General features: G+C 73.6%; 13 protein-coding genes and 1 pseudogene. 10 read left to right on the top strand and 4 right to left on the bottom strand.

Annotation, left to right across the window (positions count from 1 at the left end):
* Window positions 1–172 precede the first annotated feature (172 nt).
* The 3 genes from Sru01_RS25410 (at window position 173) to Sru01_RS25400 (ending at window position 3,044) form a co-directional block, all read left to right on the top strand.
* Window positions 173–1,462 carry a cytochrome P450 family protein gene (locus tag Sru01_RS25410; protein WP_203990442.1) on the top strand — a complete coding sequence of 430 codons (1,290 nt, stop codon included), beginning with the start codon at window positions 173–175 and terminating at the stop codon, window positions 1,460–1,462.
* Between the two features lie 252 nt (window positions 1,463–1,714).
* Window positions 1,715–2,488, top strand: a complete 774-nt coding sequence (locus Sru01_RS25405) for a DUF6196 family protein (protein WP_203990440.1) — start codon at window positions 1,715–1,717, stop codon at window positions 2,486–2,488.
* The gene (locus tag Sru01_RS25400) at window positions 2,478–3,044 is read left to right on the top strand and encodes a CGNR zinc finger domain-containing protein (protein ID WP_203990439.1); all 567 of its coding nucleotides are present in this window, start codon (window positions 2,478–2,480) and stop codon (window positions 3,042–3,044) included. The genes Sru01_RS25405 and Sru01_RS25400 overlap by 11 nt, the downstream gene beginning before the upstream one ends.
* 128 nt (window positions 3,045–3,172) lie before the next feature.
* Here Sru01_RS25400 and Sru01_RS25395 read toward each other — a convergent pair whose 3' ends face one another.
* Both Sru01_RS25395 and Sru01_RS25390 read right to left on the bottom strand, forming a co-directional pair.
* On the bottom strand, window positions 3,173–3,718 hold the full coding sequence (locus tag Sru01_RS25395) for a type 1 glutamine amidotransferase domain-containing protein (RefSeq protein ID WP_203990437.1): 546 nt from the start codon (window positions 3,716–3,718) through the stop codon (window positions 3,173–3,175).
* A 106-nt stretch (window positions 3,719–3,824) separates the two neighbouring features.
* Window positions 3,825–4,733 carry a Sco1979 family transcriptional regulator gene (locus Sru01_RS25390; RefSeq protein WP_203990436.1) on the bottom strand — a complete coding sequence of 303 codons (909 nt, stop codon included), beginning with the start codon at window positions 4,731–4,733 and terminating at the stop codon, window positions 3,825–3,827.
* Between the two features lie 251 nt (window positions 4,734–4,984).
* Here Sru01_RS25390 and Sru01_RS25385 point away from each other — a divergent pair, with 251 nt between their 5' ends.
* The 7 genes from Sru01_RS25385 to Sru01_RS25355 all read left to right on the top strand — a co-directional run bounded on the left by Sru01_RS25385 (window position 4,985) and on the right by Sru01_RS25355 (window position 12,978).
* The gene (locus tag Sru01_RS25385) at window positions 4,985–5,476 is read left to right on the top strand and encodes an ATP-binding protein (RefSeq protein WP_203990435.1); all 492 of its coding nucleotides are present in this window, start codon (window positions 4,985–4,987) and stop codon (window positions 5,474–5,476) included.
* A 198-nt stretch (window positions 5,477–5,674) separates the two neighbouring features.
* Window positions 5,675–7,540 (top strand): molecular chaperone DnaK, encoded by a 1,866-nt coding sequence (gene dnaK, locus Sru01_RS25380; RefSeq protein ID WP_203990434.1) that lies wholly within the window; start codon window positions 5,675–5,677, stop codon window positions 7,538–7,540.
* A 73-nt stretch (window positions 7,541–7,613) separates the two neighbouring features.
* Complete coding sequence (locus Sru01_RS25375) at window positions 7,614–8,150, top strand: nucleotide exchange factor GrpE (protein WP_239137726.1); 537 nt, start codon at window positions 7,614–7,616, stop codon at window positions 8,148–8,150.
* Window positions 8,151–8,157: 7 nt separating this feature from the next.
* Window positions 8,158–9,087 carry a DnaJ C-terminal domain-containing protein gene (locus tag Sru01_RS25370; protein ID WP_203990433.1) on the top strand — a complete coding sequence of 310 codons (930 nt, stop codon included), beginning with the start codon at window positions 8,158–8,160 and terminating at the stop codon, window positions 9,085–9,087.
* A gap of 32 nt (window positions 9,088–9,119) precedes the next feature.
* Window positions 9,120–9,425 carry a chaperone modulator CbpM gene (locus tag Sru01_RS25365; protein ID WP_203990432.1) on the top strand — a complete coding sequence of 102 codons (306 nt, stop codon included), beginning with the start codon at window positions 9,120–9,122 and terminating at the stop codon, window positions 9,423–9,425.
* A 2-nt stretch (window positions 9,426–9,427) separates the two neighbouring features.
* Window positions 9,428–12,058: an ATP-dependent chaperone ClpB gene (clpB, locus tag Sru01_RS25360; RefSeq protein ID WP_203990430.1), complete on the top strand. Its 2,631-nt coding sequence runs from the start codon at window positions 9,428–9,430 to the stop codon at window positions 12,056–12,058.
* 353 nt (window positions 12,059–12,411) lie between these two features.
* Window positions 12,412–12,978 (top strand): ATP-dependent Clp protease proteolytic subunit, encoded by a 567-nt coding sequence (locus tag Sru01_RS25355; protein ID WP_203990496.1) that lies wholly within the window; start codon window positions 12,412–12,414, stop codon window positions 12,976–12,978.
* A gap of 119 nt (window positions 12,979–13,097) precedes the next feature.
* Here Sru01_RS25355 and Sru01_RS25350 read toward each other — a convergent pair whose 3' ends face one another.
* Window positions 13,098–13,865: an ABC transporter permease gene (locus tag Sru01_RS25350; protein ID WP_203990428.1), complete on the bottom strand. Its 768-nt coding sequence runs from the start codon at window positions 13,863–13,865 to the stop codon at window positions 13,098–13,100.
* Window positions 13,866–14,041: 176 nt separating this feature from the next.
* Window positions 14,042–14,992 (bottom strand): annotated as a pseudogene (locus Sru01_RS25345) (ATP-binding cassette domain-containing protein); the annotation flags it as partial.
* Between the last annotated feature and the right edge of the window lie 162 nt (window positions 14,993–15,154).

Raw genomic sequence — 15,154 nt, 5'->3', positions numbered from 1 at the left:
TGGCCCGCCCAGCGCGCATAGATCCTTGCGGTTCCTCTCCCGCCACGCCGTGCCGGGCCCGCGCTCGGCCCGGCACCGCCGCCCACGGGCGGGCACCGGGCACGCCAGGGCCGCGCACCGGACGCCGGAGAGGCGCCGGCGACACTCATCGATGCCCGAGGAAGGCACAGGCATGGGAACTTCGGCCGCTCCCAGCACCAGCAGCACTACCGACGCCGGCCTGCCGGCGGAGACGATCGACCTGACCGACCCCCGGCTCATGCGGGACCCGTTCGGCGGGTACGGGCGGCTGCGCGAGCGCGCGCCGCTGGCCCGCGGCCGGTTCACCGGACGCGGCACCCCGGTGTGGCTGGTCACCCGCTACGCCGACGTGCGCATGGTCCTGGCCGACCCGCGGTTCGCCAACGACCCGGCCAACGTGGCCGGCCTGGACGCCGCCGGCATCCGCGCCCGCGAACTCGCCGCCCGCGGGGTGCCCGCCGAGTACGCCAGGTATCTCGACAGCGTCCTGGACGTCGACGGGGCCGACCACCTGCGGCTGCGCACGCTGGTGTCCCGCGCCTTCACCCGGCGCCGGGTCGGCGCCCTGCGTCCCCGGGTCGAGCAGATCACCGAGGACCTGCTCGACCGGCTGCCCGACGGCGCCGCCGGCGGCGTGGTGGACTTCCTGGAGGGCTTCGCCTACCCGCTGCCGATCACCGTCATCTGCGAGCTGGTCGGCATCCCCGAACCGGACCGGCCGCGGTGGCGCCAGTGGGGACGGGCCCTGATCGAGATGCGCCCGGGCGGGGTCGGTGCCGTCCTGGCCGCCATGGTCGGGCACATCCGCGAGCTGATCGAACATCGCCGCGCCGCGCCCGCCGACGACCTGCTGACCGCGCTGATCCGCGCGCACGACCAGGGCGGCGACCGGCTGTCGGACACCGAGATGGTCACCATGGTGCTCACCCTGGTGCTCGCCGGGCACGAGACCACCGCCCACCTGATCGGCAACGGCGTCGCCGCGCTGCTCGCCCACCCCGGCCAGCTCGCCGCGCTGCGCGCCGACCCCGGCCTGCTGCCGGGCGCCGTGCACGAGCTGATCCGCTGGTGCGGCCCGGTGCACGCCACCCGGCTGCGGTACGCCACCTGCGACCTGGAGATCGGCGGCATGCCGGTACGCCGCGGCGAGGCGGTGATGGCCATGCTGGTCGGCGCCAACCACGACCCCCGCGAGTTCGACGACCCGGCCCGGCTGGACATCACCCGCCGGCCCGGCGGCGACGCGCACGCCGGGTTCGGCCACGGCCCGCACTACTGCCTGGGCGCCGCGCTGGCCCGCCAGGAGACCGAGGTCGCGCTGGCCGCGCTGCTGCGCCGCTTCCCCGGCCTCACCCTCGCCGTCCCGTACGAACGGCTGGAACGCCAGCTCATGCCCGGCGCCTGGCGCCTGGCCCGCCTCCCGCTCCGCCTGGCGGGCTGACCGGACGCGGGGGCCGCCGGTGCTTCACGGCACCGGCGGCCCTCCGGGTCACCGGTAGGGCGTGGCCGCCGGCGGGGTCTCGGCGGCCGGGGCGAGCAGCCGCCCGTTCGCCGGGTCGTACTCGCCCTCCGGCAGGTGGACCAGCCCGGTGGACGGGTCGGCGATCCCGCGGCTTCACTCCGTGCCCACACCTCAGCCAGGTGGCCTCGATCAGGTCTTCTAATGGAATAACCCATTAGTTAGGGTGATCCCATGGTTTCAATCTCCCATGAGCGTCAGGTCGAGTCCGAGCGGCGGCTGAGGGCGGTGCTGCGTGCCGCGGAGCTCGCACACCTGCCCGGGGCCTGGTGCTTCCAGCGCTTCGACGGCGACCCGCCCTTCGCAGCCCTCGCCACGGTGACCGACGTCGACGGCCGGTGCGCCCTCGCGCCGGCCACGCCGGACGCCGTCGAGCGGTTCGGCGTCACGCTGACCACGTTCGCGCCACGGATCGACAACAGCGGTTACGTCGGATGGCTGGCCACCACGATCAAGCAGCGCCTGGGCAGCGGCGTCTTCGTGATCTGCGGCGACAACCCGCGCCGCGGCGGGATCTTCGACTACCTCGGCTACCCGCTGGAAGTGGCCGGCGCCGTGCGCGGCCTGCTCGACGAGCTGCGGCGGCCGGGTGGCGGCGACCCGCTGGATCTCGACCTGCGTGTGTTCGAAGTGGTGAGCACCTCCCCCGCGAGCGCGGTGTCCCGCGACACCTTCTTCGAGTTCCACGAGCGCGACGGTCTCGTCGAGGCCGGCTACGCCGGCGGCGGGATCGTCCAAGGGCGCCTGGTCGGCCGGCGCGAAAACGATCGGGTAAGCGCCGCTTACAGCCAGCTCGGCGTCGACGGCCGGTTGCACACTGGCACCGCCACCATGCGTGTGGAGCCGGACGCCGGGGGAGGGATCCTGCTGGTCGAGGAGTACACCTGGGCGGACGGCACGACCGGCCGCAACGTGCTGCGATCGGCCGAGCGGCACGATGCCGGCTGAGCCCGTCGCGATCTCGTTCGCGAACACCCGATCATCCGCCCAGCGCGACCGGATCGCCACCCTTCCGCAGTGGCGGGCCTGGCTGGACGAGTGGCCGGGCATCCGGGCGGCGGGTCACGCCGTCGACGCCGGTGGCCTGCTCCTCGTGCGGACGACCCGAGACGACGTGCAACTCCTCCTGCACGCCACCACCGGCCGGGCCCCGGCCGAGCCGGGGGCGGCCGTGCGACTGCTCGACCTCATCCGCTTGGGCACGGGCCTGGAACTCCACTGGCAGGCAGGTCACGCCACGCTCGCCGTTCCACCGGGCACCGCGCCGGCCACACTGATCGCGCGGCACCTCGCCCACGCCGCGCTCGGCCTGCTGCTGACCGGCCCCCCACTGGGGGCCTGCCAGGAGCAGCACTGCCTGAAGCTCTTCGTCACCACCCGTGCGGACCGGCGCTGGTGCGACAGCGCCGCCTGCGGCAACCGCGCCCGCGTCCGCTCGCACCACCGCCGGCGTCGAACCGATGAGGTGGGGGCCGCTCCGATGCCGCCGGATGCCGCCGGGTAGCTTCATCGCGACCGGCCTGGATCGCCGAGCAGATCATGCCGCGACTCGACGCCGAGGTTCCATCCGTAGCCCCCGTCCGCGCCGCGGCCCGGGCGCGAGAGCGTCCGGGCCGGATGGGTCGTGCGCGGTCAGCCGCCGAAGTTCTCCACCAGGGCCTGGCAGAAGGCCTTGAGGTCGTCGGGCTTGCGGCTGGTGATCAGGGTGTTCGGCCCGTTGGTGCAGACCATGACCTCCTGGTCGGTCCAGGAGGCGCCCGCGTTGGTGAGGTCGGTCCGCAGGCTCGGCCAGGAGGTCAGCGCGCGGTCGCCCACCACGCCGGCCTCGATGAGCGTCCACGGCGCGTGGCAGATGGCCGCGACCGGCTTGCCCGCGTCGAAGAAGCTCCGGGCGAACCGGACGGCGTTCTCGTCCATCCGCAGGTTGTCGGGGTTGGCCACCCCGCCCGGCAGCACCAGGCCGTCGAACTCGCCGGCGCTCACCTGGTCGGCGGTGGCGTCGATGTCGAAGGTGTCGGCCTTGTCGAGGTGGTTGAAGGCCTGCGCCTTGCCCGGCTGGGTCGAGATCAGCCGGGGGGTGCCCCCGGCCTGCTCCACGGCCTTCCAGGGCTCGGTCAGCTCCACCTGCTCGATGCCCTCCGGGGCCACCAGGAAGGCGATCGTCTTGCCCTGTAGCATTTCGTCCACTCCCTCTGAGCTGCGTTTTCTCTCGTTCCAGGCCCGTGCCCGGCAGGTGGCCCGGTATGCAGCCCAGGGGACGGTTTCCGTGCCGCCCCTGGTGGGGTCAGAATTCCTTGCGGAGATCGTCCAGGAACCGGCGGGTCTCGGTGACGGTCGCCGCCTCGACGCACAGGCGGTCCATCACCTTCATGTACGGGTCGGTCTCCTCGCGCTTGTCCAGGTAGAGCGCGCTGGTGAGCTGCTCCATGTAGACGACGTCGGGGATCTCCTGCTCGTCGAACCGCAGGATGGTGAACGGCCCGCCGGCCGCGGCGTGCCCGCCCTGACCGAACGGGACGACCTGCAGGGTGATGCCGGGCGACCTGGTGAGGTCCAGCAGCCGCTCGACCTGGGCGCGCATGACGCCGGGGCCGCCGAGCGGGCGGCGCAGCGCCGCCTCGTCCACCAGCGCCCACAGCCGCGGGCCGTCGGCGGAGGTGACCCGCCGCTGGCGGGTCATCCGCAGCGCGATGCGCCGGTCGATCTCCTCCTCCGGCGCGTCGCCGTGGCCGAGCATGATCACGGCGCGGGCGTACTCGTCGGTCTGCACCAGGCCGGGCACGAACTGGATCTCGTAGGTGCGGATGACCGAGGCGGCCTCCTCCAGCCCCACGTACAGCTCGAACCAGGACGGCAGCAGGTCGCCGTACTTGTGCCACCAGCCCGGGGCCTTGGCCTGCTCGGCCAGCGCCAGGAAGGTGCTGCGCTCGGCGTCGTCCACCACCCCGTACAGGGTGAGCAGGTCGGCGACGTCCCGGGTCTTGAAGCCCACCCGGCCGAGCTCCAACCGGCTGATCTTGGCGTGCGACGCGCGGATGGCGTCGCCGGCCTGCTCGCGGGTGATGTTCCTGGCCTGGCGCAACCTGCGGAGCTGGGCTCCGAGGAGGATGCGCAGCGCCGTGGGGCCGCCACGCGTGAAGGAGGCGACGACACCTGCCTCTGGCGTCTCGTCCTGCCCGAGCGCGGAAAACATTGGTGCTCCCTGGGACGGGGGGATTAAGCCGACAGTCTCTCATTTCCCCCCGGGGATCGCACAACCCGGTGCCGGGAACCGGGTCACCCTCACTCCCATGTCGTACTAAATGCCTAATTATCACGTTTCGGCGGGAAAAAATGTCATCTGCACGTGCAAGCGTTCTTGCATCCGTACGTGCCGGTGGCCCAGTATTGATCGTCGCACGTCTTGTTCCGACCGGGTGACGGCCCGACGCAGTGAGGATCTCGATGACCGCACACCTGGCACGACGGCAGACCGTGGTACGGGGCGAGCCTCCCTGGTGGCTGCCGGGTGCGATCGAGCACGACCAGTGGCGGCCGGCCGGCCGGGAACTGCCGGTGCTCGGCCGCGCCGCGACGTCGATCAAGACCGCCCGCGACTTCACCGTCGCCGCGCTGGAGGACTGGGGCCTGGGCGAGCTCGCCTGCGACGCGCGGCTGGTGGTCTCCGAGCTGGTCACCAACGCCATGCGGCACGCCGGCCAGGCGACCAGGATCCGCCTGCTGCACCGGGCCGCGCACGTGGTGTGCGCGGTGTACGACCCGGCCGCCCGGCCGCCGGTCCTCACCCGCGCCGCCGACCTCGCCGAGTCCGGCCGCGGCCTGTACCTGGTCGAGAGCGTCAGCACCGCCTGGGGTTGGCAGGTCCTCGGCGGGCCGGGCAAGCTCGTCTGGGCCGCCTTCCGCGCCCCGCTCACCCTGGCCCGTACCTCCGCCTGACCGCTCCGCCTGACCGCGCTCGCTCTTCCTCCCGGTTGCCGCCTGCTGACCTGGCCTTTCTTCTCGCTGAGTACTGTGAGACGGAAGGGTGGCCGCAAGCCACGGCGCGGCGGCCGGGCGGGGGCCCGGCGCCCCCGGCGCCCCCGGCCACCCCGCCCGCGGCGCGCAGGGGGGCGCGCGGCCAGGGGGAGGTCAGTGATGGCGAAGGCAGTCGGCATCGATCTGGGCACCACGAACTCCGTGATCGCCACCACCGAGGGCGGCCAGCCGGTGGTGATCCCGAACGCCGAAGGGCAGCGCACCACCCCCTCGGTGGTCGCGTTCACCGAATCGGGGGAACGGCTGGTCGGCCAGCTCGCCCGGCGGCAGGCCATCCTCAACCCCAAGGGCACCGTCTACTCGGTCAAGCGGTTCATCGGCCGGCGCTACGACGAGGTCGGCAGCGAGATGAACGCCGTCTCCTTCGACGTGGTCCCCGGCCCGGACGGCGCCGTCCGCTTCGACGTGCGCGGCAAGATGTACGCGCCGGAGGAGATCTCCGCGCTCATCCTGCGCAAGCTCGTCGCCGACGCGTCCCGGTTCCTCGGCGAGAAGATCACCGAGGCGGTGATCACCGTCCCCGCCTACTTCAACGACGCCCAGCGGCACGCCACCCGGGACGCCGGGCGGATCGCCGGCCTGGAGGTCATGCGGATCATCAACGAGCCGACCGCCGCCGCGCTGGCCTACGGGCTGGAGAAGAAGGGCAGCGAGACGGTGCTGGTCTTCGACCTCGGCGGCGGCACCTTCGACGTCAGCGTGCTGGACATCGGGGACGGCGTCATCGAGGTCCGGGCCACCGCCGGCGACACCCACCTGGGCGGCGACGACTTCGACCGGCGGATCGTCGACCACCTGGCCGAGGAGTTCCAGCGGCAGGAGGGCATCGACCTGCGCCGCGACCCCCAGGCCCTGCAGCGGCTGTTCGAGGCCGCCGAGAAGGCCAAGGTGGAACTCTCCTCGGTCACCCAGGCCACCATCAGCCTGCCGTTCGTCACCGCCGACGCGGCCGGCCCCAAGCACCTCAACACCACCCTGCGGCGCGCCACCTTCGACGAGATCACCCGCGACCTGGTGGACCGCACCATGGGGCCGGTGCGCCAGGCGATGGAGGACGCCAAGCTGTCGGCGGCCGACCTGGACGAGGTCATCCTGGTCGGCGGCTCCACCCGCATCCCGGCCGTGCAGGAGGCCGTCCGGCGGCTCACCGGCGGCAAGGAGCCCAACATGACGGTCAACCCCGACGAGGTGGTGGCCGACGGCGCCGCCATCCAGGCCGGCGTGCTCAAGGGCGAGGTCAAGGACGTCCTGCTGCTGGACGTCACCCCGCTGTCGCTGGGCATCGAGACGCTCGGCGGGGTGATGACCAGGATCCTGGACCGCAACACCACCATCCCGGCCCGCCGCACCGAGACGTTCAGCACCGCCGAGGACGAGCAGCAGGCCGTCGACGTGGTCGTCCTGCAGGGCGAGCGCGAGCGGGCCGCCGACAACCGCGCGCTGGGCCGGTTCCGGCTGGAGAACATCCGCCCGGCCCCGCGCGGCGCGCCGCAGATCGAGGTCACCTTCGACGTGGACGCCAACGGCATCCTCAACGTCACCGCCCGCGACAAGGACACCGGCGGCGAGCAGCGCATCACGATCAGCGAGAGCTCCAACCTCGACAGGTCGGAGATCGAGCGGATGGTGCAGGACGCCGAGCGGCACCGCGGCGAGGACGCCCGCATCCGCGAGGCGATCGACGCGCGCAACGAGCTGGACTCGGCCGCCTACCAGGTGGAACGCCGGCTCGCCGAGCTCGGCGAGCGGGCGGCGGTGCACGAGAAGGCCCGCGCCGAGCAGCTCGTCGGCGACGCCCGGCAGGCCGTCCGCGAGGAGGCGCCGGTCGAGCGGCTGCGCGACCTCACCTCCGAGCTCCAGCAGGTCTACCACGGCCTGGGCGCCGCCGCCCCGCGGGAGGAGCCGACCGGCGCGCCGGGCGGCGGGGACGACGTGATCGACGCCGAGTTCACCAGCTCGGACTGACATGCGCGGCCATCGACCCGACCGGCGGCCCCGGAGCGCGGCCGGACCCGCCGGTCCGCCGGAGCCCGGCCCCATGGACATGGCCGGGCCCGGGCATGACGCCGCGGCCGTGCCGCCGGACCCTACGGCGGAGACCATCGAGGCGGACGAGGGGACCGGCGCGGCGGTGGACGAGCTCATCGAGAAGATCGCCGGCCTGGAGGACCGCTGGCTGCGCTCGGTCGCCGAGTTGGACAATGTCCGCAAGCGCCTGGCCCGCGACATCGAGCGCGCCCGCGGCGACGAGCGGGTCCGCCTGCTGCGCGAATGGCTGCCGGTGGTGGACAACCTCGACCTGGCCTTGCGGCACGCCGGCGCCGACCCGGGCGCGATGGTCGAGGGCGTGCGGGCGGTGCGCGACCAGGCGGTGGCGCTGCTGGCCCGGCTCGGCCACCCGCGCCACGACGAGACCGGCGTGCCGTTCGACCCGGCGGCGCACGAGGCGGTGGGCACCCGGGCCGACCCCGGCGTCCCGCCCGGCACGGTCGTCGAGGTGGTCCGGCCCGGCTACGGCGACCCCGGCGCCCAGCTCCGCCCGGCCGCGGTGATCGTCTCCACCAGCCCGGACTGAGGCGGCCATGGCGGCGGGCGACTACTACCAGGTGCTCGGCGTGCCGAGGACGGCGAGCCAGGAGGAGATCCAGCGCGCCTACCGCAAGCTCGCCCGCAAATACCACCCGGACGTCAACAAGGACCCGGCCGCCGAGGAGCGGTTCAAGGACGTCTCGGAGGCCTACGACGTGCTGTCGGACCCGGCGGACCGGCGCCGCTACGACGCCTTCGGCCCCGAATGGCGCTCGGTGCCACCGGACGTGGACCCGGACGCCTGGTCCCGCGCCCGCGCCGGGGCGGGCGCCCGGGCCGGCGGGCCGGGGTACCACTACGCCGAAGGCGGCGTGAACGTCGACCTGTCCGACCTGCTCGGCGGCATCTTCGGCGGCCGGGCCGGCCGCGGCCGGGCCCGCGGCCCGATGCCCGGCGCCGACCAGGAGGCCGAGATCGCCCTAACCGTGGACGAGGCCTACCACGGCGGCCGCCGCACCCTCACCCTGCAGGGCCCGCAGGGCACCCGCACCCTGGAGGTGACCATTCCGGCCGGCGCCACCGAGGGCCGGCGCATCCGGCTGGCCGGGCAGGGCGGCCAGGGCATGGACGGCGGCCGGCCCGGCGACCTGTACCTGGTGGTGCGGATCGACGACCCGCGGTACCGGGTGGAGGGCACCGACATCCACCTGCCGCTGCCGCTGGCGCCCTGGGAGGCCGCGCTCGGCGCCGCCGTGCCGATCACCACCCCGGGCGGCACGGCCACCGTCAAGGTGCCGCCCGGCACCTCCACCGGGCGCCGGCTGCGGCTGCGCGGCCGCGGGCTGCCCGGGCCGCGCGGCGGGCACGGCGACCTGTACGCCGAGGTGCGGATCATGGTCCCGCGCGCGCCGGCCGGCGAGGAGCGCCGGCTGTACGAGCGGCTGGCCGAGGTCTCGTCCTTCGACCCGCGCCGGGAGACGTGATGGGCGCGGGAGACGCCGGGAAGGGGACCGCGATGACCCGGACCACCACGACCGCGCTGGTCCGGCTGCCCGGCATCGGACTGGAGGCGTTCGCCGCGGCCGGCGGGCTGCATCCCGACCACGTCCGGCGCCTGGTGGCGCTCGGCCTGCTGGAGCCCATCGCGGGCGAGGACCTGCGCTTCCCGCCCGCGCAACTCGTCCTGCTCGGCCGGATCGAGCGCCTGCACGCCGGCCTGGCCCTCAACTACGCGGCGCTCGGCGTGGTGATCGACCTGCTGGACCGGATCTCCGAACTGGAGGCGGCGCTGCGGCGCCGCCCGCGATCGACGGGAGCCTGACCGTGGACCCCAACCGACTGACGCACAAGTCGCAGGAGGCGATGCACGAGGCGCAGGCCGAGGCGGTCCGCCGCGGGCACCCCGAGGTCGACGGCGAGCACCTGCTGCTGGCCCTGCTCGACCAGGCGGACGGGCTGGTCCCGCGGACCGTCTCGGCCGCCGGGGGCGACCCCGAGAAGCTGCGCCAGGAGCTCCAGGCAGAGCTGGACCGGCGGCCCAAGGTCAGCGGCCCGGGCGTCGCGCCCGGCCAGGTGTACGTCACCGGGCGGCTGTCGCGGGCGCTGGAGGCGGCCGGGCGGGAGGCCGAACGGCTGCGGGACGACTACGTCTCGGTGGAGCACCTGCTGCTCACCCTGGCCGGCGAGGGCGTGGACAGCGCCGCCGGCCGGCTGCTGCGCGGGCAGGGCCTCACCCGCGAGCGCCTGATGGAGGTGCTGGCCCGGATCCGCGGCAACCAGCGGGTCACCTCGGCCACCCCCGAGGGCGCCTACGAGGCGCTGGACAAGTACGGCATGGACCTGGTCGCCGCGGCCCGGGCCGGCCGGCTGGACCCGGTCATCGGCCGGGACGCCGAGATCCGCCGGGTCGTGCAGATCCTGTCCCGCAAGACCAAGAACAACCCGGTCCTGATCGGCGACCCTGGCGTCGGCAAGACCGCCATCGTGGAGGGCCTGGCCCAGCGGATCGCGGCCGGCGACGTCCCCGAAGGGCTGAAGGACCGGATCGTCTTCGGCCTGGACATGGGCGCGCTCATCGCGGGCGCCAAGTACCGCGGCGAGTTCGAGGAGCGGCTCAAGGCGGTGCTGACCGAGGTCAAGGCGGCCGAGGGGCGCATCCTGCTGTTCGTCGACGAGCTGCACACCGTGGTCGGCGCGGGCGCGGCCGAGGGCGCGATGGATGCCGGGAACATGCTCAAGCCGATGCTGGCCCGCGGCGAGCTGCACATGATCGGCGCCACCACGGTCGGCGAGTACCGCAAGCACATCGAGAAGGACGCCGCGCTGGAACGCCGCTTCCAGCCGGTCTTCGTGGACGAGCCGTCGGTGGAGGACGCGATCTCCATCCTGCGCGGGCTGCGCGAGCGGCTGGAGGTGTTCCACGGCGTGCGGATCCAGGACCAGGCGCTGGTCGCCGCGGTGGTCCTCAGCCACCGGTACATCACCGACCGGTTCCTGCCGGACAAGGCGATCGACCTGGTCGACGAGGCGTGCGCGATGCTGCGCACCGAGATCGACTCGATGCCGGCCGAGCTGGACGGGCTGACCCGGCGGGTGACCCGGCTGGAGATCGAGGACGCGGCGCTGTCCAAGGAGGACGACCCGGCGAGCGTCCAGCGCCTGGAGACGTTGCGCGCCGAGCTGGCCGGGCTGCGCGCCGAGGCCGATGCCATGCGCGCCCAGTGGGAGGCCGAGCGGCACGCGGTGAAGAAGGCCCAGCAACTGCGCCAGGAGATCGAGGCGGTGCGCCGCGAGGCCGCCGAGGCCGAGCGCGGGTACGACCTGAACCGGGCGGCCGAGCTGACCCACGGCCGGCTGCCGGACCTTGAGCGCCGGCTGGCCGCCGCCGAGGAGCAGCTCGCCGCCAAGCAGGGCGGCCACCGGCTGCTGCGCGAGGTCGTCACCGAGGAGGAGATCGCCGCGATCGTCTCCCGGTGGACGGGCATCCCGATCAGCCGGCTGCGCGAGGGCGAGCGGCAGAAGCTGCTGCGCCTGGACGAGGTGCTGCACGAGCGGGTCGTCGGCCAGGACGACGCGGTGCGCGCGGTGGTGGACGCGATCATCCGCGCCCGGGCCGGCATCAAGGACCCGCGCCGGCCGATCGGCTCGTTCATCTTCCTGGGCCCGACCGGGGTGGGCAAGACCGAGCTGGCCAAGGCGCTGGCCGCGGCGCTGTTCGACACCGAGGACAACATGGTCCGGATCGACATGAGCGAGTACCAGGAGCGGCACACCGTCAGCCGGCTGCTCGGCGCGCCGCCCGGGTACGTCGGCTTCGAGGAGGGCGGCCAGCTCACCGAGGCGGTGCGCCGCAGGCCGTACTCGGTCGTGCTGTTCGACGAGATCGAGAAGGCGCACCCGGACGTGTTCAACGCGCTGCTGCAGGTGCTGGACGACGGGCGGCTCACCGACGCGCAGGGCCGCACGGTCGACTTCCGCAACACCGTGATCATCATGACCTCGAACATCGGGTCGCAGTACCTCATCGAGGGGGTCACCCCGGGCGGCGAGATCGAGCCGGCCGCCCGGGAGCGGGTGCTCGGCGAGCTGCGCGGCCGGTTCCGCCCGGAGTTCCTGAACCGGGTGGACGAGATCGTGGTCTTCAAGCCGCTCACCGAGCCGGAGATCGAGAGCATCGTCTCGCTGATGTTCGGCGAGGTGCGGGAGCGGCTGGCCGGGCGCGGCATGACCCTGGAGATCACCGGCGACGCGCTGCGGCACATCGCCGGGCAGGGGTTCGACCCGGTCTACGGCGCCCGCCCGCTGCGCCGCTTCATCGCCCGCGAGGTGGAGACCCGGATCGGCCGGGCGCTGATCGCCGGGGACGTCCGCGACGGCGCCGTCATCCGGGTCGGCGAGGCCGGCGGCGCCCTCACCGTCACCTACGACAACCCCGCGCCCGCCGAGGCCGTCTAGCCGCGGTCGTCCGTGACGCGTCCACCCGGCCCGGCGGCGGAAATCCAATTCTGGGAGCCGAAGTCAAGGGAATTCTTTTTGGGCGTAATACGCGTTAAGCGTATTACGCTGTGCGAATAAATCGGCCATGGGTGAAATGGCAGTCCGCCCGGTCGGGTTTTCTGGCAGCGTTAATGGAATCGCGGCCGGTCGGGTCGCGGTGCGAATGCCGGCCCACCGCCGGCAGGGAGCAGGTGACCATGAACCCCACGGGGCGTCCGTTCCACGACCCGTTCACCCATGCCGTCCAAGGTGCCGTCCAGGGTGCGGACCAGGCGCGGGCTCCGCAGGTGGAGGCGGTGCCGCCACCGGGCATGATCGAGCCGGTGGCACAGCGGCTGCTGCGCCGGCGCATCGTCTTCCTCGGCCAGGAGGTCGACGACGAGATCGCCAACCGGCTCTGCGGCGAGCTGCTGCTGCTGTCCGCCGAGGACCCCGAGCGCGACATCTTCCTTTACGTCAATTCGCCGGGCGGCTCGGTCTCCGCCGGGCTCGCCCTCTACGACATCATGCAATTCGTCCCGAACGACGTGGCGACCGTCGGCATCGGGCTGGCCGCGTCGATGGGCCAGTTCCTGCTGTGCGCCGGCGCGCCCGGGAAGCGGTACTCGCTGCCGCACGCCCGCATCATGATGCACCAGCCCTCCGGCGGCATCGGCGGCACCGCCGCGGACATCAAGATCCAGGCGGAGAACATGCTCTACACCAAGAAGGTGATGGCCGAGCGCATCGCCGGGCACACCGGCCAGCCCGTGGCGCAGATCGAGACCGACTTCGACCACGACCGCTGGTTCACCGCCGAGGAGGCCCGCGAGTACGGCCTGGTCGACCACGTGGTGCGCAGCGCCACCTCCATCCCCTCCGCCGGCCCGGTCTCCTGACTGTGCTTTTTGGCGCGTGCTCCGCACGCGCGGGTTCGGGCGCCCTTCAGCCGGCGCCCGAACCGGCCCGGGAGGGGCGCGCACCGGCTGGACGGCCGGCTTCGCGCGCGCGGGGGTGGTCAGATGGCGCGGCGGATGGCGCGATTGCCGAGGATCAGGCCGATGGCGGCGACGGCGGCGGCCGCGAGCAGGCCGGGCGGCACCGCGGGGTCGGCGAACCGGGCGTCGAACAGCGCCCGTTCCGCCTCGACCAGGTAGTACACCGGGTTGAGCGTGGCGGCCGCCCGCAGCCAGCCGGGGCCGGCGTCCAGCGGCAGCAGCACTCCCGACAGCAGCAGCAGCGGGAACATCAGGAACTGGGTGACCGCCCAGAACAGGTCGCCGCCGGGGTGGGAGGCGATGGCGAGCACGTACGACAGCGCGCCGAGGCCGACCCCGAACAGCACCAGCACCAGCAGGCCGGCCAGCACGCCCGCCGGGCGCAGGTCGAAGCCGAGCGGCACCGCCATCACGATGATCAGCACCGCCTGGGCCAGCAGCACCGCGAACTCCTTGAGGGTCCGCCCCACCAGGATCGCGGTGCGGTTCAGCGGCGACACCAGCATCCGCTCCATGGCGCCGCCGATCAGCTCGGTGAGCATGGTCCAGCCGGCCAGCAGCGGCCCGGACAGGCACATCATCACCAGGATGCCCGGCACGAACCACTGCCACGGCGACCCGCCCCCCGGAGCGCCGCCGGGGCCGCCGGTGCCCGCCAGCAGCGAGCCGAACACGAAGAGGAACAGCAGCGGCTGGACCATGTTGAACAGCAGGGTCATCGGCTGCCGCAGCACCGGGGTGATCTCCCGGACGAACACCGTCCAGACGTCCCGATGGAAGGTGGTCATCGCGCACCCCGCCCGGCCGCCGTACCGGAGGTGTCCGCGTCACCTGAGGCATCAGGTGCCCGGCCACCGGCCGGGTCCACCGGCCCGCCCCGGCCGGTCGGTGGCGCGTCCGAGGCCGACCGCGTCGGCGTCTCCGCCGGAGTGCCGGGGGCGTCGTCGGCGGGCGGCCGGGCGTCGTCGCTCTCGCGCAGCGTGCGGCCGGTCAGGCTGAGGAACACATCGTCCAGCGTCGGCCGGGTCATCTCCGCCGACGCGGCCGGCACCCCGGCCGCGTCCAGCGCGCGCAGATACTCCGGCATCGCGGTCCGGGCGTCCGGCACCCTGACCCCGACGGTGCCGCCGGTCACCGTCACCTCCGCCGCGCCGGCCAGCCGCGCGGCCACCTCGGCGGCCCTGGTCACCCCGGCCGCCTCGGCCGGGGTGACGGCCAGCCGGTCGCCGGCCAGCTCGTCCTTCAGCCGGTCGGCGGTGCCGTCGGCGATGACCCGGCCGTGGTCGATGATCACGACGCGCTCGGCCATGGTGTCGGCCTCCTCCAGGTAGTGCGTGGTGAAGAAGATCGTGGTGTCGTACTCGGTGCGCAGCCGCAGGACGTGCCGCCAGACGTCGGCCCGGCTCTGCGGGTCCAGCCCGGTGGACGGCTCGTCCAGGAAGATCAGCCCGGGCCGGTGCACCAGCCCGAGGGCGATGTCCAGGCGCCGCCGCTGCCCGCCGGACAGCGTGCCGGGCGTGCGGCGGGCCAGCGGCAGCAGATCGAGCAGTTCGAGCACCTCGTCGGCCCGCCGCCGGGCATGGGCGCGGCTCAGCCCGTAGCAGCAGCCCTGGGTGATCAGCTCGTCGCGGGCCCGGAACCCGTCGCCGGCGCCGTTCTTCTGCCCCACGTAGCCGATGCGGGCGCGCACCCCGGCCGGGTCCGCCGTCACGTCGCGACCGGCCACCACCGCCGTCCCCGAGGTCGGGGCCAGCAGGGTGGTCAGCATGCGCAGGCTGGTGGACTTCCCGGCGCCGTTCGGGCCGAGGAAGGCCACCGTCTGGCCCGCCGGCACGTCCAGGTCGAGGCCGCGGACGGCCGCGACGTCACCACCTTTGATTTTGAACCGCCGGGTCAGCCCCCGGGCATGGATCATCGTTCCTCCTGGTCGGATGGGAGTGCGGGCATGCCGAAGAAGCCCCGGCCGGGGTGGGTTCGTCGGTGATCGAGCCCTTATCCTCCGCCCCGGCTCCGCCGGTTGGCAAACGTGAAAGGGACGTTCACATACCGGGCTGACCTGCGGAAACGCCGTTCAACG

The organism is Sphaerisporangium rufum, assembly GCF_016863395.1.
GTDB lineage: Bacteria > Actinomycetota > Actinomycetes > Streptosporangiales > Streptosporangiaceae > Sphaerisporangium > Sphaerisporangium rufum.
Note: the sequence above shows the minus strand (reverse complement) of the source record. Positions and strands in the feature narration are given on the sequence as shown.